19 protein-coding genes and 1 tRNA gene are annotated in these 19,284 nt (G+C 45.8%); 9 read left to right on the forward strand and 11 right to left on the reverse strand.

Features of this window, described 5'->3' with window-relative positions; translation table 11 throughout:
* Positions 1-36: 36 nt before the first annotated feature.
* The gene (locus MHB84_RS02795; RefSeq protein ID WP_076292076.1) at positions 37-1,191 is read right to left on the reverse strand and encodes a sn-glycerol-1-phosphate dehydrogenase; all 1,155 of its coding nucleotides are present in this window, start codon (positions 1,189-1,191) and stop codon (positions 37-39) included.
* 160 nt (positions 1,192-1,351) lie between these two features.
* On the opposite strand from MHB84_RS02795, the gene MHB84_RS02800 reads away from it, so the two are divergent.
* Positions 1,352-1,531: a hypothetical protein gene (locus MHB84_RS02800; protein ID WP_063564909.1), complete on the forward strand. Its 180-nt coding sequence runs from the start codon at positions 1,352-1,354 to the stop codon at positions 1,529-1,531.
* A gap of 59 nt (positions 1,532-1,590) precedes the next feature.
* Here MHB84_RS02800 and MHB84_RS02805 read toward each other — a convergent pair.
* Positions 1,591-1,674: transfer RNA gene (locus MHB84_RS02805), tRNA-Leu, on the reverse strand.
* A gap of 234 nt (positions 1,675-1,908) precedes the next feature.
* Between MHB84_RS02805 and MHB84_RS02810 the strand changes: the two genes are divergently transcribed.
* From MHB84_RS02810 to MHB84_RS02825, 4 genes are all read left to right on the forward strand, one after another.
* The gene (locus MHB84_RS02810; RefSeq protein ID WP_083679145.1) at positions 1,909-3,096 is read left to right on the forward strand and encodes an adenosylhomocysteinase; all 1,188 of its coding nucleotides are present in this window, start codon (positions 1,909-1,911) and stop codon (positions 3,094-3,096) included.
* 39 nt (positions 3,097-3,135) lie between these two features.
* A complete protein-coding gene (locus MHB84_RS02815; RefSeq protein ID WP_076292077.1) occupies positions 3,136-4,128 on the forward strand; it encodes a Gfo/Idh/MocA family protein in 993 nt (330 codons plus the stop codon).
* A 59-nt stretch (positions 4,129-4,187) separates the two neighbouring features.
* Positions 4,188-4,583 carry a DoxX family protein gene (locus tag MHB84_RS02820; protein WP_076292078.1) on the forward strand — a complete coding sequence of 132 codons (396 nt, stop codon included), beginning with the start codon at positions 4,188-4,190 and terminating at the stop codon, positions 4,581-4,583.
* A gap of 207 nt (positions 4,584-4,790) precedes the next feature.
* A complete protein-coding gene (locus MHB84_RS02825) occupies positions 4,791-5,150 on the forward strand; it encodes a winged helix-turn-helix transcriptional regulator (RefSeq protein ID WP_064639235.1) in 360 nt (119 codons plus the stop codon).
* 70 nt (positions 5,151-5,220) lie between these two features.
* Here the strand turns inward: MHB84_RS02825 and MHB84_RS02830 are convergent, their stop codons facing one another.
* From MHB84_RS02830 to MHB84_RS02850, 5 genes are all read right to left on the reverse strand, one after another.
* Positions 5,221-6,837 (reverse strand): sensor domain-containing diguanylate cyclase, encoded by a 1,617-nt coding sequence (locus tag MHB84_RS02830; RefSeq protein ID WP_076292079.1) that lies wholly within the window; start codon positions 6,835-6,837, stop codon positions 5,221-5,223.
* A 179-nt stretch (positions 6,838-7,016) separates the two neighbouring features.
* The gene (locus tag MHB84_RS02835) at positions 7,017-7,808 is read right to left on the reverse strand and encodes a fused MFS/spermidine synthase (RefSeq protein ID WP_083679146.1); all 792 of its coding nucleotides are present in this window, start codon (positions 7,806-7,808) and stop codon (positions 7,017-7,019) included.
* A gap of 56 nt (positions 7,809-7,864) precedes the next feature.
* Entirely contained in the window at positions 7,865-8,767 is a 903-nt protein-coding gene (locus tag MHB84_RS02840) for a LysR family transcriptional regulator (protein WP_076292081.1), read from the reverse strand.
* Positions 8,768-8,909: 142 nt separating this feature from the next.
* Complete coding sequence (locus tag MHB84_RS02845; protein ID WP_076292082.1) at positions 8,910-9,647, reverse strand: SDR family oxidoreductase; 738 nt, start codon at positions 9,645-9,647, stop codon at positions 8,910-8,912.
* Between the two features lie 26 nt (positions 9,648-9,673).
* Positions 9,674-9,949 carry an Atu4866 domain-containing protein gene (locus tag MHB84_RS02850; RefSeq protein WP_076292083.1) on the reverse strand — a complete coding sequence of 92 codons (276 nt, stop codon included), beginning with the start codon at positions 9,947-9,949 and terminating at the stop codon, positions 9,674-9,676.
* Between the two features lie 165 nt (positions 9,950-10,114).
* On the opposite strand from MHB84_RS02850, the gene MHB84_RS02855 reads away from it, so the two are divergent.
* Complete coding sequence (locus MHB84_RS02855) at positions 10,115-11,047, forward strand: AraC family transcriptional regulator (RefSeq protein WP_099853602.1); 933 nt, start codon at positions 10,115-10,117, stop codon at positions 11,045-11,047.
* A gap of 61 nt (positions 11,048-11,108) precedes the next feature.
* On the opposite strand, the gene MHB84_RS02860 is transcribed toward MHB84_RS02855, so the two are convergent.
* On the reverse strand, positions 11,109-11,543 hold the full coding sequence (locus tag MHB84_RS02860; protein ID WP_256716949.1) for a MerR family transcriptional regulator: 435 nt from the start codon (positions 11,541-11,543) through the stop codon (positions 11,109-11,111).
* Positions 11,544-11,751: 208 nt separating this feature from the next.
* Between MHB84_RS02860 and MHB84_RS02865 the strand changes: the two genes are divergently transcribed.
* The 3 genes from MHB84_RS02865 (at position 11,752) to MHB84_RS02875 (ending at position 15,134) form a co-directional block, all read left to right on the forward strand.
* Positions 11,752-12,636: an SDR family NAD(P)-dependent oxidoreductase gene (locus MHB84_RS02865; RefSeq protein WP_076292085.1), complete on the forward strand. Its 885-nt coding sequence runs from the start codon at positions 11,752-11,754 to the stop codon at positions 12,634-12,636.
* 118 nt (positions 12,637-12,754) lie between these two features.
* Entirely contained in the window at positions 12,755-13,918 is a 1,164-nt protein-coding gene (locus MHB84_RS02870; RefSeq protein WP_076292086.1) for an oxalate decarboxylase family bicupin, read from the forward strand.
* A gap of 76 nt (positions 13,919-13,994) precedes the next feature.
* The gene (locus MHB84_RS02875) at positions 13,995-15,134 is read left to right on the forward strand and encodes a zinc-dependent alcohol dehydrogenase (protein WP_076292087.1); all 1,140 of its coding nucleotides are present in this window, start codon (positions 13,995-13,997) and stop codon (positions 15,132-15,134) included.
* A gap of 125 nt (positions 15,135-15,259) precedes the next feature.
* On the opposite strand, the gene MHB84_RS02880 is transcribed toward MHB84_RS02875, so the two are convergent.
* From MHB84_RS02880 to pfkB, 3 genes are all read right to left on the reverse strand, one after another.
* The gene (locus MHB84_RS02880) at positions 15,260-16,045 is read right to left on the reverse strand and encodes a class I SAM-dependent methyltransferase (RefSeq protein WP_076292088.1); all 786 of its coding nucleotides are present in this window, start codon (positions 16,043-16,045) and stop codon (positions 15,260-15,262) included.
* A 197-nt stretch (positions 16,046-16,242) separates the two neighbouring features.
* Positions 16,243-18,237 (reverse strand): PTS fructose transporter subunit IIABC, encoded by a 1,995-nt coding sequence (locus MHB84_RS02885; protein ID WP_076292089.1) that lies wholly within the window; start codon positions 18,235-18,237, stop codon positions 16,243-16,245.
* A 135-nt stretch (positions 18,238-18,372) separates the two neighbouring features.
* Positions 18,373-19,284 carry a 1-phosphofructokinase gene (gene pfkB, locus MHB84_RS02890; protein ID WP_076292090.1) on the reverse strand — a complete coding sequence of 304 codons (912 nt, stop codon included), beginning with the start codon at positions 19,282-19,284 and terminating at the stop codon, positions 18,373-18,375.

Here is a 19,284-nt window from a genome sequence, read left to right on the forward strand (position 1 = left end):
CTCATAAGATAACACTTGTTCATACTGTTTTTTCTTCTATTTCGAACCGACATTTAGAATCTCATTGATATATTTCAGTCCCGTATAACGATCCCGTAGCAAATGAGCTGTGGTGAAAGCATGTTCCACCATCTCCATGGATACACCCAGTTGTTCAGTCGTCGTAGGTCCCCCAACTTGCTCAAGCCAAGCCATAAGCTGAGAAGCATCCGGCAGATTATTATAAATACGGAAAATCGGCTCTTCGGATTTTTGTGCAAGATCTTTGTATTTTACGGTAAGCAGTGCACAGGCTACTCCCACCTTGGCTCCATGCAAAACAGGCTTGTGCCCTGCCTCCATCAGGTCCATCTCCCACCGATGAGACAGATGATGTTCTCCACCAGATGCAGGACGGGAATGATCGATGATTAGCATAGAAATGCCGGAAGCGATCAGCGCATCCATTAATACAGTCACACCATCGGCCCGTCCTTCAGCGATACCTTGCACATGTTCCACACAGGACGTTAGTCCTTCTTCCGTCATGCGATAAGCAACGGGGCAGAACGGTTCCCCACCCAAATCCCTGGAAACCACCCAGTCCGCCAGTGATGTATATTTACCAAGCATATCTCCGAATCCGGCAGCATTCATCTCTTGGGGAGCTTGCTCCAAAATATCGATATCCGCAAAAATAGCTTCAGGCGGCACCGCCTGGAACGTCTGTTTGACGCCGCTTACAATAAGAGGAGCACCTGCTGAGGTAAATCCGTCAACCGAAGCTGCTGTAGGTACTGACAGAAAAGGCTTGTTCATTTTGGAGCAAACAAATCGTACCAGGTCATGAATGGTCCCTGAACCAGCAGCAATGATCGCCTGACTTTCCTGTTTCACACCTAGCAGTACCTTCACAATCCCGCCCTCATCGGCGATCACGTCGCCTGCTTTGTTCTCTGGCATGCATATCTCATCCACATAAACGCCAGCTTCTCGGATGTTCTTTACCACCTCGTGTCCTGCTGCCGGACCTGTAAATCGATCATATACAACTGTTACATGTCTGTATCCTTGCTTGGACAAATAACCAGGTAACTGCTGAATAGCTCCATGCTCCAGATAGACCTGCATTTCTACCAACCGATGATCATGCCCACAAGTACAATTCTGCGCTTCTTCGTTCCATGCGGCAATCCGCTCGTTCATATTCATTTCGCTCTTAACCTCCCTTAAGAAATATCATGCATAATTACATGGAGAAAACCACAAAATGAAAAAAGGAAATAAAATGTGAGTATTTTCCTGATCACACTTTACTTCCTGTATTAAAAATTTGCAAATCCTAAACTCACATTCCCAAGCAGGTGAACCTATGAAATTAACCAAAGAAATAGGAATTTCTCTCGGATTTCTCGCAGGAACGACATTTGGCAGCGGCATCGCCTTTTTGTTTCGCTTTCAAGCATATGAGGTGATGGCCAGTGTTGCACTCTTTGGTATTGCTGGAGCGATAGCAGGCCTATGTGTGCAGCAATTCATATTCAATAAATAAAAAAACAAAAAAAGCTCGCGAATTGCTTTTAGAGCAATTTCGCGAGCTTTTTTCTTCGATGCGGTCGAGAGGACTCGAACCTCCACGGGGGTTAGCCCACACGGACCTGAACCGTGCGCGTCTGCCAATTCCGCCACGACCGCATAATATGTATCTTCTCATCATGGATGAAAAGCATCCCGGTCAAGCAATTGCTTGTTTTACCGTAATTAAGAGTATACATGCTCTCAAATAAGTTTGCAATACCTTTTTTCCAAGCTGCAATGAAAAGGACATATGTCCTTTTTTAACCCCATCAAACTCCCTATCGTAGACATTAAGCAGATCATGTGTCCTGCTGGACACGCTATACCTTGCATAGAAAAGGGGAGTTTTGCATGACGATCAAGAACACAACACATGAACGTATTGAAGAAGGAAAACGCAACATTCACTGGACGGAAATGCATATGCCCCTACTCGGCGAATTGAAATCCCAGTTTGCCAAAGAGCGGCCTTTTGCTGGCTTAACCATCGGTATATGTATTCATGTGGAGCCCAAAACAGCTGTGCTATGCCGCACACTCCAGGCAGGTGGAGCCAACGTTGTATTGACTGGCAGCCCGGGCACAACCAAAGACGCCGTCGCAGCAGCTCTGCAAGAAGAAGGCATCACGGTATATGGTCAACGTGCGGACAGACGCAATGAGCACCTGCAAAATATCCACAGCGTACTTCGTCACCACCCCCATCTCCTTATGGATAATGGAGCTGATCTGGCGCGCACGCTCATTCAACAGTATGATCCTAACTCTCTTATTGGTGGTACGGAGGAGACGACGACTGGTACCAATCTGCTGCGTGAAGAGACGGGTGAGAACATTCCTTTCCCGATCATTGTTATTAATGACAGCCCACTCAAACGAATTATGGAAAATGAACACGGTGTTGGACAGACCATTATTGAAGGTTTTATGCGTACTACAAACCTTATTCTGCCTACACGTCGTTTCGTCATCGTAGGTTATGGAACCTGTGGACGAGGCATTGCCAGGTATTTGCGGAATTTGGGCAGTCAGGTCGTCGTTGTTGAAACCGATCCGATTGCTGGCTTGGAAGCGGCACTGGATGGATTCAGAGTGGCGCGACTGGAGGATACTTTTGCATTTGCCCAAGTGTATATTACTGTCACTGGACGTCCTAACGCCATTCTGAAGGAACATTTTAATCAAATGAATGATGGAACGATCCTCGCCAATGCCGGACATTTTTCTTGGGAGATGGATCTGGAAAGTCTCCGTCAGGATGCGAAGCATACGGAACAACTGACCGCGGATATCGAACAATTTACATTAGCCAACGGACGTCGACTCATGCTGCTTACTCAAGGCGAGATGCTGAACCTGGCTGGTGGCAGCGGTAACCCTGCCGAAACGATGGATCTAGGCTTGTCCCTACAAGCCGCCTCCCTCCTATATCTTGTACAGCAACGCCAGCATCTCACCCTCGGACCACAGCCGGTTCCTCATAGCGTTAACAACACCATTGCCGGACAGATGTTGAAGCATTTAAGCTACAAAATCTAATCAGTGTGATGGTAATCTGCATTTAAAGGAGAGGTTCACATGAAAAAAGCGAAACTTTGTTTTATCGGTGCAGGATTCCATGCATCCACGAATATATATCCATCTGCTGTTGAAGCAGGAGCAGACATTCAGGCCATCGCCACCCGCAGTATTGAACGATCAAGGGATGCTCTCCTCCGTTTCGGGAGCAGCGGGAAAGCGTATGATAATACTCAGCTGATGTTGCAGAATGAAGACTGTGACGGCGTCGTTGTTGTGGCGCAACCAGAGGATCAGACAGCACTTGCCCTTGAATGCATCCGGGCTGGCAAAAATGTATACGTGGATAAACCCCTCGGATGGAATGCTGCCGAAGCCGCTGCTGTGGCTGAAGCTGCCCAAAAGGCAGGTGTGGTTGTCATGGTTGGATTTATGAAACGATATGCTCCGGTCTACATGAAACTCAAGGAACTGATTGATGGTGGATCATTGGGCAGAGCACGTTCTTTCCAAATGAAATTCGCTGTAGACAGCACACCATTCTGCAAGGATGAGGAACAATTCATAAAGCTCGCTGCCATTCATATGGTCGATCTGATGCGTTATCTGTTCGGGGAAGCCATACAGGTAACAGGCACAACGGTTAAGGACGGAGAACATATTAACCAGAGCATTTCCCTGAAATTTGATCATGGTGTGGTAGGCAGTGCCTACTTTGTTGGCATGAGTGCATGGTCACGCGAGAGCGAAAATGTACTTGTCACCTTTGACAACGGATTTGCGTTAGCAGATGAAATCAACACGCTTACGGTTCATCAATCTCGTACAGGGGATAACCTTCCCTGGAAATCCCTTGAGGAGCAGGATACTGTTTTCACCCCGTCGGGCTCTCCCATGTCAGGGGCTTATCGCGATCTCTACTTACGAGGATTTGTTGGTGAGATGGCTCATTTTATGGAATGCTGCCAGAACAAATCTGATCCACATTCCAGTGGTAAGGATAATATTGAAACCATGGTGTTATGTGATACCATTCTGGCGTCGCTGATCTGACGTTCATACGATATATAAGACCAATCATTTTATACAACTAGAGAAGAGGAAAGAAGCACATGTTAGACGCCGGATTACTTATCATTCGACTTGTTATCGGTTTCATTATGATGGGTCATGCATGCAAGAAACTGTTTGGCTGGTTTGGTGGAGAAGGCATATCAGGAACAGCCGAATTTTTCGGGGCGATTGGTCTGAGGCCCGCAAGAGTTATGGCTGTCTGTGGAGGCCTTATTGAGTTGATCGGCGGGTTCCTGTTTGGGGCAGGTCTGTGGACTGATTTTGCTGTCATTTTGCTCATCATCCCTATGGTTGTTGCCATAGCAAAAGTCCATGCAGGTAAAGGACTTTGGAATCTGAACGGAGGATTCGAGTACAATCTGGTTATGCTCGGATCACTGATCGGTGTTGCACTTGCGGGTGCTGGAGCTTACTCCCTGGACACTTTAATCTAATCAAGCCTTTCATTCCTGAGAACCTCGGTGTTTCGTGATACGAAACCGGGGTTCTTTGTTGTTTTATCTTCATGCAGATGTATGGGATGGGGTTTATAATCCAAGGGAGAAGTGATATGCTCATAGATGAGTAATATGTACATTAATGTGCTGTAGTACTAAAATGGATACTATAAATAACCACCACGAACTGGAGGTGCAATTATAATGAGAAAAAACCCGGCCGATGGGTGCCCCTCGCCATATGGCTGTTCCGTCGAAGTCACGCTGAGCGTCATTGGAGGCAAATGGAAAGGTGCGATTCTATATCACCTATTCTCCGGCTCGTTAAGATTCAACGAGATCAGAAAGTTATTCCCTGATATTACTCAGCGGATGTTAACTCTCCAATTAAGAGAGCTGGAAAGCAGCGGAATTGTTCACAGGGAAATCTATCCTCAAGTTCCACCCAAAGTGGAATATTCGCTTACACCGTTTGGAGAAACGCTCCAGCCGATTATTTACAGCATGCGAGACTGGGGAGAACAGTATACAAATGAAGTTCAGGCCAGATCACAAGAGGTCTAAACAAAAGAAGCTATCCCTCTCTTAGATGGGATTAGCTTCTTTTTATTTCAAGATAGAAGGTACGCAAACCTTATTTTATGACCGTTTGAATGGTAATGGTACGATTACGTCCCTCTTCCTTGGCTTGATATAACGCATTATCCGCCAAATGGAACAACTCTGTCGCCGTTGTGGAATGCAGCGGATATTCGGCAATGCCTGCCGAAATCGTCACAGAACGATCAACGGGCAATATACTCTGTTCAACCGATACACGGATATGCTCGGCAATCTGATACGCTGTTTTGGAATTCGTATGTCGCAATAACACAACAAACTCCTCTCCCCCAAACCGGGAACATACATCCTGTGTCCGAACCGACAGTTTAATGATATTCGCGATATGCTTCAGAACCTGATCCCCCGCATGATGCCCATACGTATCATTTATGGATTTGAAGCGATCTATATCCAGTACTACTATGGAGAACGGAACTTCTTCATCAATCCACTGCTGAATAACTTCTTCAAATGTCCTGCGATTGGTCATTCCGGTCAATACATCCGTTCTGGCATCATAAGTTAGCTGGTCCTTTTGCTTTCGAAAGTTCGCCAGTGCACTTAGGACAGTGCGTGTTAATAAGTCCGCTTCCCTGTTCCAATGCGGCTTCATTACAGGCAGATCTACTTTACCCTGATCCACCTGGTTAACCAAATCCGCAAGGTAAACAAACGGACTAGCCAGCTTGCGAGCTACACGAATAACGATAAGCGTCAGAATGATAAACGGAATTGAAGTGTATAACAACAACATACGAATATGTTGATTCAGCTGATCGTATACCATTTGGGTTGGAGATACAACGACAACTCCCCAATCTGTTGTCGGGACCTTATAATAACCTGCGAGTGAATCCACACCCGCCAGATTCTTGTATTGTTCTTTGCCTGTTTGGTCGTTAAGCAATTTCTGCACAACTTGATTTTTGCTTAGATTTTCACCGATTCTTTCCGTATCCGGGTGAAACAACAACGTCCCTTTGGCATCAACAATATAAAAATAAGAGCCATTACTGGTCCTCAGCTGACTGCCAAATGACAGGTTCAAAATGTTGTTTTCCTGCAGATAGATACTCCCACTAATTAAACCTTTGAATTCACCTGATGGACTGAAGATCGGTTCACTCACAAAAACGACTATGCGTTCCGAATAAGGCGCACGATACGCTTCGGATATAAAGGAAGCCCTCGATTTAAACGCATTTTTCGCTGCATTAGAAGTTATAGGCTGTCCCAGGCTTTTTTCCAAATAAGGAGATGAACCTCGAATAATTCCCGATGCATCTATAAGAGAAACCGAATTGAAGTAGTTGCTGCTGTTTCGAATCAAATCCAGTGTGGAATCCAGTTTTTTGGCGTCTGCATAGTCTATGTCCGGAAAATAGTTGGCTGAATACTTCAAACTGCCCTGCATGGATTGAAACAACGAGTCCAGAGTTTGGCTCATTTGCACGGCACTTGAATAATTAAGTGAGAGTGTATTATCAATCAGCGATTGCTTCTGGGATGTATAAGACGAAATAAACATAATGGTCAATGTCATCAAAACGGCAATGGTGACCAATCCACTCAACAGAGCGGTAAGGCTGATTTTTTTGATCTCCCTTACTTTTCTTCTTAATCTGGATGTTTTATTCTTTGCGATCATTATTGCGTCCCCCGGTTTTTCATAAAAAGGCATATTCCTTCTATCTTATACGAAAGTTGTTAAGAAGAAATAAATAGTTTGTGAAGTTCGAATAATTACATAGGAACATTGACGAATTAATGACAATTGATTACATGATATGACACTTTCTTCGAAATCTACTGGATCTGTATTCGAGATTAAAATTCATTTGAATCCACAATAACATATCCCTCGCCAGGCTGCTGTTCTACAAACCCAGCCATATGACGTGATTGAAACGAAATGGGTCCGTCACAACCCACCAAAATACGATTTTGGATTTCATCAGTTGTTTCAGCTGGTAATGCAAACGAGCGCGTATAAGCGAAGTGTTCCTGTAACGTGGTATGAATCGCATTCACCAGTCTGTCATTGCCTGCACGACCAAATACATTCAGCAATACGATACCACCAGAATGCAATTTGTCTTTTAGCATCGTGAAAAATGAGCTAGAAGTAAACTGTGCAGGTGTTCCCGCAGCCGTAAAAGCATCTACAATAATATAATGATATGAGCCTGAGGTTTCCTGCTCCAACAGTTCACGACCGTCACCAACCAGCACATGATCTCCACGATATCCAAAGAAAGTCCTGCTGAGCTCAACGACTTCCGCATCAAGTTCGGCGACTTTTACTTGACGGTTAGACAAATAGCTTGTTAAGGTTCCAATGCCGTGGCCAATTACAAAAACTGATTGATATTCAGGATTATTTTGTTCCATCAGGTGAACCATCGCTCTTGGATACTCAAGCACCATTCGGGATGGCTCGTCCAGATCCATCGCCCCCTGTACTGCAGCATTGGAGAATTCCAGCACACGAAATCGGCCCTTTTCCCCATAAAGCTTGGATGTATCATATATCGTCAACTCATGCTGTTCACTCTTATTTCGGTATAAAACTCGCACTGACCGTTCTCCCTTCGTACTTTTACGCAAATGATTATACATGTGTTTCTAAAAAAAAACCGACTCCGCTTGAACGGAAACGGTTTTTCCATGACCAATTAGGATTGAATCGCCTCATGCAGAGCCTGGACATACTCCACGCCCAGATTGGAAAGCGAAGCATTCTTATGGCTGATCCAGCCAACATTAATGGTTTCTTCACACTCCAGCGGGACAGGGATGATCTCATTCCCATTCAGGTCGGCACTAAGCACACCTGTCGAGATAGTGTATCCGTTCAAACCGATCAGCAGATTAAACAGCGTAGCTCGATCGTTAACCTGTATGCTTTTAGGATGAGAAAGCGTGCTTAGGATCTCCTCTGAAAAATGGAAGGAGTTATATTCTCCCTGGTCAAAGGACAGGTATGGATAATCCTGAAGTTGTTCAATCGCAACCGATTCCTGCTTCGCCAGCGGATTTTGCACACTGATAAAAATATGCGGCTTGGCAATAAACAGACTGTTAAACACCAGCCCCGCATCCTTAAGCAGCTTGTTAATAACCTTGGAATTGAACTCATTCAGATATAGTATGCCAATTTCGCTGCGTAGGCTTTTTACATCCTGGATAATCTCATACGTTTTCGTCTCCCGCAGAGCCAGTTCATATTCATCCTGTCCATACTGCTGCACCAGCTTGACGAAGGCATTTACTGCAAACGCGTAGTGCTGTGTGGAGACAGAAAAATGTTGCGGAGACGGCTTCGCGTTCAAATAACGATTCTCCAGCAATTCCGCCTGCTCCACCACCTGGCGCGCATAACTTAGAAATTCCACGCCTTCTTTGGACAAGGTTATCCCTTTATTCGTGCGTTCAAAAATGGTAATCCGTAGCTCCTGCTCCAGATCCCGAATGGCATTCGACAGGCTGGGCTGGGAAATAAACAGCCGTTTGGCGGCTTCATTCATCGAGCCACGCGTGGCGACTTCAATCACATATTTTAGCTGTTGCAGCGTCAATGCATTATTCCCCTCTCTCTGGTGCGTTACTTGAACATACTATACCATATTGTAACCTAAACGAGATCTCTTTCAGGGTACAAAAAGACGCCCCCAACCCGTTCATAGAGTTGTGGACATCTTTGGAGTCTTATAACGAGGTTTAAGCCATGCTTGCTGTGGGTCTCACCACGATTTCATTCACATCTACCTCAGCCGGCTGGTTGATCGCGTACAGAATGCTCTGAGCAATAGCTGCGGCCGGAATGGATATGCGCCGATAATCTTTCATAAGCTCGCGCGCTTCATCATCAGAGATCGATTCGGCAAGTTCGGATTCAGTTACACCTGGCGATACGAGGGTCACACGGATATCTGCGCCTACCTCCTGGCGCAAACCCTCCGAGATCGCACGAACCGCGTACTTGGTTGCACAATATACCGCAGCTGTTGGTGTCACAGCGTAGGCTCCGATGGAGGCGATATTAATAAACTGGCCGTAGCCCTGTTCTTTCATAACGGGCAGCCCAACAGCAATGCCGTGTAGAACACCACGAATGTTAACATCAATCATACGATTCCACTCGTCTACTTTTAGTGCTTCAAGAGGTGATAGTGGCATGACTCCGGCATTATTAACGATCACATCCAAACGTCCATAACGACTGAGCGCAAGCTCTACGATCGTTTGCATTTCTTCCAGCTGTGTAACATCAAGGGTATGATATTCTACTGAACCACCTTCAGAGCGAATGGAGGAAGCCAGCGTCTCCAGACGATCCACTCGTCTTGCACCCATGACAACATGTGCACCCTGCTCTGCTAACAGACGCGCCGTTGCTTCCCCAATTCCGCTGCTTGCACCTGTGATCACAACAACTTTCCCTTTTACATTAGACATTTTGATTTCTCTCCCTATTAGATATTTTATTGTGCATTTTCTCTGTACAACACCATGCCCGCATGATAAAGCACGTCGTCCTTAAAGTCTCCATCCGCAGTAAAGCCAGTATCATCGACATATTCAATATGGTCTCCATCGACTGCATACCGACCTTGATACGCACTTTGCCTATTTCCCCGCGCTTCATCATAGCGCCCGTCAGGGAGAAGTTCATGTCTGATGTACCCGTCCTTCGTCACCCACATTCCAACATACGGGTGCTTCACTTCTTGTTTATTTCCTGTTGTGCTGCCTGCCATATTTCCACGACACTCCTTTATGTTGCCAACAGATTTAATTGCTTACCTTCATTATGTAAGGAATCAGTCTCTATCCGATAGAAGAATCCCACAGTATTCTTGCCTATTCGTCCAGTACATTCTAAAATAGTTAAACGAGTACGAGGAAAGGAGGGCCAGCAATCCATGCTTTCAAAAATGGATCAGGATACAGCTATTGTTCAGCAGCAGCAGGAATTGGCCCGTCTGATCAGCCGTTTCACCCACGAAGACGGGGTTCATCTAACAGCAATTCCTTCGCTTGCTTTGATCCGTGCTTCCCAGGTTTCAGAGCCCATTCATGCCGTGCACGAACCCGCCCTGTGTATTGTGGCCCAAGGGTCCAAAGTGGTTATTCTCGGACAGGAGAGCTACACCTATGACTCTTCACAGTATTTGGTTGCTTCCATAAATTTGCCTATTTCAGGGCAAGTTGTACAGGCTACGACAGAACATCCCTATCTCTGCCTGAGACTTGATTTTGATTCAGGGCAGATTTTTGATCTTATTCAGGAAGCTCCTTCTACACAAACCAAACCCGACAATTCAACACGTCGTGGGTTGTTTGTAAGCTCAACCAAACCTCCGCTTCTGGAAGCTGTAATCCGATTGGTCAGGTTACTGGATACACCTGAAGACATTCCTATACTTGCACCGCTTATGATCCGCGAAATTCTATATCGCCTGATTCAGGATGAACATGGACATTCCATCAGGCAATTTGCAGTCCAGAACAGTCACGCACAGCATATCGCTCAAGTCATTGAATTGATTCAATCAGACTACGCCCATCCGCTACGAATCGAGCAATTGGCTTCCATGATCAACATGAGTACATCCTCATTGCATTATCATTTCAAAGCCATTACCGCCATGAGCCCACTGCAATATCAAAAACAGATTCGATTGCAGGAGGCACGGCGAATGCTGCTTGCAGGTTCAACCGATGCAGCCGATGCTGCATTCCAGGTTGGATACGAGAGTCCTTCCCAATTCAGTCGGGAGTACGCTCGCATGTATGGTCTTCCTCCCAAAAGTGATATCAAACGCCTTCGCCATACACTCCATATCGAATGCTAAATATAAGCAAAAAAACCACGTCATAATGACGTGGTTTTTGGGTTTTGTTGGCTAGCAGCCTTCAGGAGAAGATGTTCTTCTTTTCAAATACAGACATCTGATTCTCCCCGATAATGGGGCACTCATCCGGAAACATGCTTCGCTTCTCCATCTTCTCATCTATAAAATCGACGATCTGTTGCAAGGATGCAATCTGTGATTCAATTTTCTTCCGATGGTTCAGCAGCATTTCACGCTCATCCGGGAAATCTTCCAGGTCCGAATCCATCGACATCTGTAAATAAGGCTTCATCTCCTCCAGAGACATGCCTGTTTTTTTCAAACAAGTAATAAGCTTCATCGTCTGGATATCCTCCGAACGGTATACCCGATGACGATTGGCCTTGCGTTCAGCCCGGGGAAGAAGTCCAATCTTCTCATAATAACGAATGGTATCTTCCGATAATCCAGCCTGTTCTGACGTCTCTTTAATGGAGAACACTTCAGTATCACTCATCATCGTCGACCTCCTCCGCTTTCATTGAACTCTATCTTACAACTTGGAGTCAGCTCCAAGTCAAGGTTGTTTTGAGTTCATCGATACTACATCCTAAAAATTTAAAATATAAACCAACAGTACGCTTGACTTGGAGTCGACTCCAAATTATAGAATGAGCGCATTAGACAGATTGGCTCTGTCATCCCATCACTCAGGAGGTATTTATATGAATTCAAACCATACACGTCATACAGCCTTAATTACAGGATCAACTTCGGGAATCGGTCTTGAACTGACCCGCAGTTTGTTAGCCGAAGGCTGGCAGGTTATCGGCCTCAATCGTTCCGCTTTTCCGAAGGAAGACAGTGATATTCAGGACGGATTGCGCTCTGGCCAGCTCCGTTGGGTTCAAGCTAACCTTACGCAGTACGATAGTCTGAGAAAAGCATTCAACCAGATTAAATCCGAAACGGATTCCATAGATGTATTGTTTAATAATGCCGGAGGTAGCGGTAATGATCTCCGTTTGTCCGATCAGGGGCATGAAATGCACTTTGAATTACAGACCGTGGTGCCGTACATCATTTACATGGAACTACAGGATCTCCTTCACAAAAGCACCTTGAAAACCGTTATTAATACATCCACCAGTGCGTTCAATATGGTCAAACAGTTTAACCTGGACATCCTGGAACATCCAGCCGAGTTCAAAAAGTTGTTCGGTCCTTATGCGACTTCGAAGCTCGCACTGTCTTTATGGACACGCGAAGCTGCCGCTTCCCCAGCGGCTAAGGGAATCCGGTTACTCAGCGTGGACCCTGGAGGCAACAATACACTCAGAGGTAACAAAACATCCGGACTACCCTTTTATATCAAACCAATCATGAAGCTGTTCTTCCCACATCCAAGTCACGGAGCTTCTCTGCTGTATAAGGCTGCCATTGCGCAAACCAGTCTTACATCCGGTACGTTTCTGATGAAAAACAAACCCACTAATCTCCGGTTTACAGAGCAAGGCCCAGCCATTTTGAACAGAGTGCATGAAATTTATGAGCATGAATTTTTGCAGCTTGACTCCAAGACTGATCCAGTAAGCAAAAAAAGTGTCTGAGCTTTCTTCTGTACTTTGGATATAATTCCCCGTCCCTCATAATTGACAGGCTCTGGTTCATAACTTCTCTATACCGACATCTGTCATGGGATGAAGTATGAACTGGAGGAATCTGCATATGAAAAATGAAAACAACAACAATGGCAAGCCATTAATTATACCGCAGCCAATACGAAAAGACGGTGCCGGAGGACCCGATCTGGGACCTCGGGATGTGATGAGAGATTTACAAAATCCGGATATGCTGGTGCCTCCGGAAACCGACAACGGCTTATTACCCAACCTGAGAATGTCTTTTTCCGATACACATATGCAGTTGAACCATGGCGGTTGGTCCCGCGAAATTACAGTACGGGACCTGCCCATCGCTACGACACTGGCCGGTGTAAATATGAGTCTTACACCTGGAGGTGTAAGAGAGCTGCACTGGCATCAACAATCGGAATGGGCGTATATGATCTGGGGGACGGCACGAATTACGTCCGTGGATCAGCAAGGACGTAATTTTATTGCAGATGTGGGGCCGGGAGATCTGTGGTTTTTTCCAAAAGGTCTGCCGCATTCCATTCAGGGCTTAGCTGATGGGTGTGAGTTTTTGCTTGTTTTTGATGATGGGTCCTTTTCCGATCTGAATACATTATCCATCTCTGATTGGTTTGCACATACGCCACCAGAGGTGTTATCCGTCAATTTTGGCGTACCCGAATCTGCATTCCAATCCATGCCAAAAGAACAGGTTTACATTTTTCAGGATCAGGTCCCTGGTTCCCTCGCTAGCCAGGAAGTTCAGTCCCCCTATGGCACAGTTCCACTCTCCTTCAAACATCGGCTGTTAGCCCAAAAACCGATCATTACACCAGGAGGCAGTGTGCGCATTGTAGACTCCACCAACTTTCCGATCTCCACAACCGTTGCCGCAGCACTCGTGGAAATAAAGCCTGGAGGTATGCGCGAGCTTCACTGGCATCCTAATGCGGATGAATGGCAATACTATTTGACTGGGCAAGGAAGGATGACGGTTTTTGGAGGGAATGGCATTGCACGCACATTTGACTATCGGGCTGGAGATGTTGGATACGTACCTGTAGCTATGGGGCATTATATTCAGAATACAGGCACCGACACGTTATGGTTTTTGGAGATGTTTAGAAGTGATCGGTTTGAGGATATCTCCCTAAATCAATGGATGGCATTAACCCCGGAAGAGCTTGTACGTGACAACCTGAACGCTTCCCCTGAACTACTTCATGCATTGCGTAAAGAAAAATGGCCCGTTGTTTAGTGGAGCTACACCTCTATCAAATAGAGGCAAATCGGTTAAAAGTTAAATAATCCCAATACGGAGGTGGAATATAAAGATGAAAGCCGTTACTTTTCAAGGAACCAAGGATATTCAAGTAAAAGAGGTTGAAGACCCGAGATTACAGCAAAAGGATGACATCATCGTCCGTATTACTTCTACAGCCATATGTGGATCAGATCTACATATATATCAGGGAGCACTGCCCGCCCAAAAGGATTATGTCATCGGTCATGAGCCTATGGGCATTGTTGAGGAAGTGGGGCCCGAGGTAACGCGAGTAAAAAAAGGAGATCGTGTGGTGTTACCATTTAACATCTCCTGCGGCGAATGTTTTTATTGCAATCACGACATGGAGAGCCAGTGCGATAACTCGAACCGCAATCCGGAGGTTCATACCGGAGGTTATTTTGGCTTCACGGAACGGTACGGAAATTATCCTGGCGGTCAGGCTGAATTTTTGCGTGTTCCTTATGGGAATTTCATGCCTTTTGTCATTCCCGAATCATGTGAACTGGAGGATGAAGCTCTGTTATTCCTGTCCGATGTGCTTCCTACTGCGTACTGGAGTGTTGAGAATGCTGGGGTGAAGCCAGGAGACACTGTAACCGTATTGGGCAGCGGACCGATTGGTCTTATGGCACAAAAATTCGCTTGGATGAAAGGAGCCAAGCGAGTAATTGCAGTGGATCGTCTTCCATATCGACTGGAAAAAGCCAAACGAATGAATGATTCCGAAGTATTTAATTTCGAAGATTACGATGATATGGGTGAACATATTCGCGAAATAACCCGAGGCGGAGCGGATGTTGTCATCGACTGTGTAGGCATGGATGGCAAGAAATCCACTTTGGAGGAAATCGGACAGAAGCTGAAAATTCATGGCGGTTCATTGAGTGCGATTGAAATCGGCATCAAGGCTGTACGCAAATTCGGGACGATGCAACTGACGGGGGTTTACGGCTCGTCCTATAACATGTTCCCCCTAGGCAATCTGTTTGAACGAAACATTAACCTTAGAATGGGACAAGCTCCTGTCATTCACTATATGCCGGAGCTTTTCCGCAAAATCACGGCTGGCGAATTCGACCCTACCGAGATCATCTCCCACCGCATTGCGCTGGAAAATGCGAAGGAAGCTTACCGGATTTTCTACGAACACGAAGACGAATGTACCAAAGTTATACTGAAGCCTTGATTTGATTGTGTAACGATTAAAAAAGCAGAAGTCCCTTACACGGGACCTCTGCCTTTTTTGATTTTGCTTTTGCTCACTTTAACTATTGCTCCTACAAAGGATCAATATGATAATGCGAATAAACCTTATTTCGCTTTTACCGCCTGAATGTAAACACTCTCTCCTTTGAAGCTAACGAGTCTGCCAGACTGCGTCACTTCAAAATTGAAATACTTCTTAATTACAGATGGCGCGCTCAGCATGCTTGCTTCAAGCTCTTTACTCTGCGTCTCCGGAAGTCCAGCCCTGATGCACCAGTCTTCAAATGTAAAGTGTTTCTCAAAGGAAACCATCGTTTCCATTCGAAATCCGGCAAGCTCCAACATCCGAATCCATTCCGTTTTACGCCATGCCCGGACATGACTTCCATCACGCCACTTCTCGATTTCATTGTAAAATTGGTCGCTCTCATCACGTTCAGGTGCCACATTATCAATTAATAACAGTCTGCCACCAGGTTTCATTACCCGAAGCGCCTCTGATACAAAGGATTGCACGTCTGGAAAATGGTGTGCAGCAATGCGACAGGTCACAAGGTCAAAGAAATCATCCTCGAAAGGGATATGTTCAGCATCTCCTGCAACAAAATCCACATTCTGGTGCCCGTTTCCCCGGATAAAGCGTTCAGCCACTTGTAACATCTCATCTGTTAGATCCAATGCGATAACCTGCTCCACAAGCGGAGCTAACGCATTGGCAACATGTCCTCCTCCAGTGGCAATATCCAGCACCTTCATATCCGAGCTCGCCTGAGATGAAGCCACAAGCAATGCCAGATCATCCCCCTTAGCATGACCGGCACTAGTCACATATTTCTCTGCATTTTTAGCAAATTGTTTCCGCACCTGTCCTTTAATCTGATCATTAGACATACTCTCTCCTCCTTTAAGTTTCATTAGATGAAACTAAGTTTCATTATTTTGATAATATATATCTTATCACAGAATGACCTGGAGCGAAATAAAAAAGCATCTCCCCAGTAAATTTCACTGAGAAGATGCCATCTTATTTTAAACAAACTATGAGATAGAGATTGTTTTTAACTTTTAAGGAAACTTTACTCTTTGACTTATTTCACAACGGTCGGCGATTTTTTCCATAGTCCGAGAATCAGACCGGAGATTACTGCACCGATTGCTACAGCGAGCAGGAAGAGTAATGCGTGATTCGCCAGTGCCGCAACGAAAATTCCTCCATGCGGAGCAGGTACGTTAATGCTCCACAGTTGAGTCAGTCCACCTGCAACAGCAGAACCGAGAATACAGGATGTCAGGACACGTAGCGGGTCAGCCGCAGCAAATGGAATGGCACCTTCTGTGATGAAGGAAAATCCGAGCACATAATTCGTCAAACCTGATTTACGTTCTTGTTCCGTAAATTTCGATTTGAAGAACGTTGTAGCGAGTGCAATCGCCAGTGGCGGTACCATACCGCCTGCCATAACAGCTGCCATCCAAGCACCATCCGTATTGCCGCTCGATGTGAATACACCGATAGCAAACGTATAAGCCGCTTTGTTAAACGGTCCACCCATATCGATGGACATCATGCCACCAAGCAGCAAGCCAAGCAATACAGCATTTCCAGTACCCAGATTGCCAAGCGCATCTACAAGCCATGTGTTAAGGGAACCGAAGATTGGATCAAAGACATAGAAACTGATTGCACCAACGATAAGCAATCCGAACACAGGATACAGCAGGATCGGTTTCAAACCATCAATTGCTTTAGGTAGTCCTTTAAACAGCTTGCGCAGACCAATTACAACGTAACCTGCCAGGAAACCGGCAGCCAGACCACCAAGGAAACCGGCGTTTGAATTCACGGCCATCAATCCACCGACCATACCAGGCATCAGGGCCGGACGATCACCAATACTCATCGCAATAAATCCGGCTAGAACAGGAATCAGGAAGTGGAATGCACCAGTCCCGCCACCAATGGTTTGCAGCAGTTGCACAATAGGATTTTCTGGACTTGCAATTTGTTCAAACAAGAAGGATATAGCGAGCAAAATCCCGCCACCCACGACAAATGGAAGCATATGCGAGATCCCGTTCATCAAATCTTTATAAATCTTGCTGCCCATGCTCACTTTGCCTTGGTTTTCTCCTTCACTCTTGCCACCGTTACCGCCCTGGCTTCGGTAGATCGGAGCGTCCCCATTAACTGCCTTACGAATAAGTTCTTCGGATTTGCGAATGCCATCACTTACAGGTCTTTGCAATACCGGTTTGCCATCAAAGCGCGCCATTTCCACATTTTTATCCGCCGCAACGATAACCCCTTTGGCACGCGCGATTTCATCAGCTGTCAGTACGTTCTGTGCTCCTTCGGAACCGTTGGTTTCCACGCGGATATTAACGCCCATTTCCTGTGCTTTCTTTTTGAGAGCGTCTTCAGCCATGAACGTGTGAGCAATACCTGTTGGGCATGCTGTTACTGCAACGACAAAATCTTCAGATGCCGCATCACCAACAATAAGGCCTGATGTATTTTGCTTCTGTCCATTCGCATTGTCCGAGCCAGATACAGCGTTTGTTCCATTTGCAGCTTTTGCTGCTTTTTCCGCTTCAGCTTTTTCTTTGGCAGCTTTTTTCTCCGCTTCCTCCGCCTGTTTGGCATCGAATAATGCAGTCACTTCTTCAGGAGTGTCCGTGCTCATCAGCTGCGAGATGAAATCGCTATCAATCAACAGCCTGGAAAGAGCCGCAAGTGTACGAAGATGTGTATTGGCCGCCCCTTCTGGAGCTGCAATCATGAAGAAAATATGGGCCGGTTCATCATCAAGTGCTTCAAAATCAAGACCTTTTCGACTCTTGGCGAATACAACTGTTGGTTCATTAACTGCTGTTGTCTTGGCATGAGGCATGGCAATACCGCCACCGATCCCTGTGCTGGATTCCGCTTCACGTTTATAAATCATTTCCTTAAACAGAATTGGATCATTAATACGTCCGCTACGGTTTAAGCTTGCAATGAGTTCATCGATAGCCTCTTCTTTCGTTGTGGCTTGCAGGTCCATGATCATCGTTTCCTGGATCATCAGGTCTGTTATTCTCATTTTGGTACACTCCCTTAAATTCAGTCGGCCTCTGTGATGTAGACCGACTTATAATTGTACTTCTTGCGCTGTTATATGCTATCCATTGAATCCCCTCTTCTAAAAGGGGCATGCATTCCATTCATTTTGTACGGACTATATTTGGGTTATCGTGACTTGAGTACGCAGCTGTTCAATGAGTTCCCGAGTTGCCAGATCATCCGAGAAAGCCGTCGCACTCCCCGAAGCAACCCCTGTTCGGAACGCTTCAAGCAGGTCTTCGTTTAGTCCAAATGTCCCTACGAATCCACCGATCATGGAATCTCCAGCACCGACCGAGTTCTTCACGACTCCTTTTGGCACACTCGCATGGTAGACATCTGTTTTGGTAATCAACAGCGCTCCTTCTCCTGCCATGGAGATCAACACATGTTTGGCACCTGCTTCCAAAAGCTTGCGACCATACGTCACCAGTTCCTCTTGAGAGTCAATCGTCACCCCGAAAAGTTCAGCCAGTTCGTGATGGTTCGGCTTCACCAGCAGCGGTTCATGTACTAAAGCATCCAATAAAGCGGGGCCTGTCGTATCGATTACAAAATCGGCACTTGTTTGTTTGCACACGTTGATCAGACGATCGTAGAAATCGGCTCCCAGCGAAGGTGGTACACTTCCCGAAAGAATGACGATATCTCCTTTTTGCAGTGCGGATAGCTTGTTAAGCAACTCTTCTACTTCCTCTGGTCGAATGGCTGGTCCCAATCCGTTAATCTCTGTCTCGTCTCCATGCTTCAGCTTGATGTTAATCCGCGTATCATCTGCGATGGTAACGAAATCCGTCAGGATCTTATCTTCCTGTAATTTGTCATTAATGAAGCGGCCCGTGAACCCTCCCAGAAATCCGAGTGCAGTGTTTTCGGCTCCCAGTTGATTAAGCACTCGCGATACGTTAATACCTTTGCCTCCAGGAAGTTTCAGGTCCCGATTCATGCGATTCAAATCACCAAGCTTCAGATCATGCACTTCCACGATGTAATCAATGGAAGGGTTAAGTGTTACGGTATATATCAT

Origin of the sequence: Paenibacillus sp. FSL F4-0087, assembly GCF_038020215.1 — a bacterium.
GTDB lineage: Bacteria > Bacillota > Bacilli > Paenibacillales > Paenibacillaceae > Paenibacillus > Paenibacillus taichungensis.

Coding starts and splice junctions, on each gene's coding strand:
- MHB84_RS02860 (WP_256716949.1), bottom strand. CDS start 11,543: ATGAGTGATACTGAAGTGTTCTCCATTAAAGAGACGTCAGAACAGGCT.
- pfkB (WP_076292090.1), bottom strand. CDS start 19,284: ATGATATATACCGTAACACTTAACCCTTCCATTGATTACATCGTGGAA.
- MHB84_RS02875 (WP_076292087.1), top strand. CDS start 13,995: ATGAAAGCCGTTACTTTTCAAGGAACCAAGGATATTCAAGTAAAAGAG.
- MHB84_RS02795 (WP_076292076.1), bottom strand. CDS start 1,191: ATGAATATGAACGAGCGGATTGCCGCATGGAACGAAGAAGCGCAGAAT.
- MHB84_RS02835 (WP_083679146.1), bottom strand. CDS start 7,808: ATGTATAATCATTTGCGTAAAAGTACGAAGGGAGAACGGTCAGTGCGA.
- MHB84_RS02800 (WP_063564909.1), top strand. CDS start 1,352: ATGAAATTAACCAAAGAAATAGGAATTTCTCTCGGATTTCTCGCAGGA.
- MHB84_RS02820 (WP_076292078.1), top strand. CDS start 4,188: ATGTTAGACGCCGGATTACTTATCATTCGACTTGTTATCGGTTTCATT.
- MHB84_RS02865 (WP_076292085.1), top strand. CDS start 11,752: ATGAATTCAAACCATACACGTCATACAGCCTTAATTACAGGATCAACT.
- MHB84_RS02885 (WP_076292089.1), bottom strand. CDS start 18,237: ATGAGAATAACAGACCTGATGATCCAGGAAACGATGATCATGGACCTG.
- MHB84_RS02845 (WP_076292082.1), bottom strand. CDS start 9,647: ATGTCTAATGTAAAAGGGAAAGTTGTTGTGATCACAGGTGCAAGCAGC.
- MHB84_RS02810 (WP_083679145.1), top strand. CDS start 1,909: ATGACGATCAAGAACACAACACATGAACGTATTGAAGAAGGAAAACGC.
- MHB84_RS02880 (WP_076292088.1), bottom strand. CDS start 16,045: ATGTCTAATGATCAGATTAAAGGACAGGTGCGGAAACAATTTGCTAAA.
- MHB84_RS02850 (WP_076292083.1), bottom strand. CDS start 9,949: ATGGCAGGCAGCACAACAGGAAATAAACAAGAAGTGAAGCACCCGTAT.
- MHB84_RS02815 (WP_076292077.1), top strand. CDS start 3,136: ATGAAAAAAGCGAAACTTTGTTTTATCGGTGCAGGATTCCATGCATCC.
- MHB84_RS02870 (WP_076292086.1), top strand. CDS start 12,755: ATGAAAAATGAAAACAACAACAATGGCAAGCCATTAATTATACCGCAG.
- MHB84_RS02825 (WP_064639235.1), top strand. CDS start 4,791: ATGAGAAAAAACCCGGCCGATGGGTGCCCCTCGCCATATGGCTGTTCC.
- MHB84_RS02855 (WP_099853602.1), top strand. CDS start 10,115: ATGCTTTCAAAAATGGATCAGGATACAGCTATTGTTCAGCAGCAGCAG.
- MHB84_RS02830 (WP_076292079.1), bottom strand. CDS start 6,837: ATGATCGCAAAGAATAAAACATCCAGATTAAGAAGAAAAGTAAGGGAG.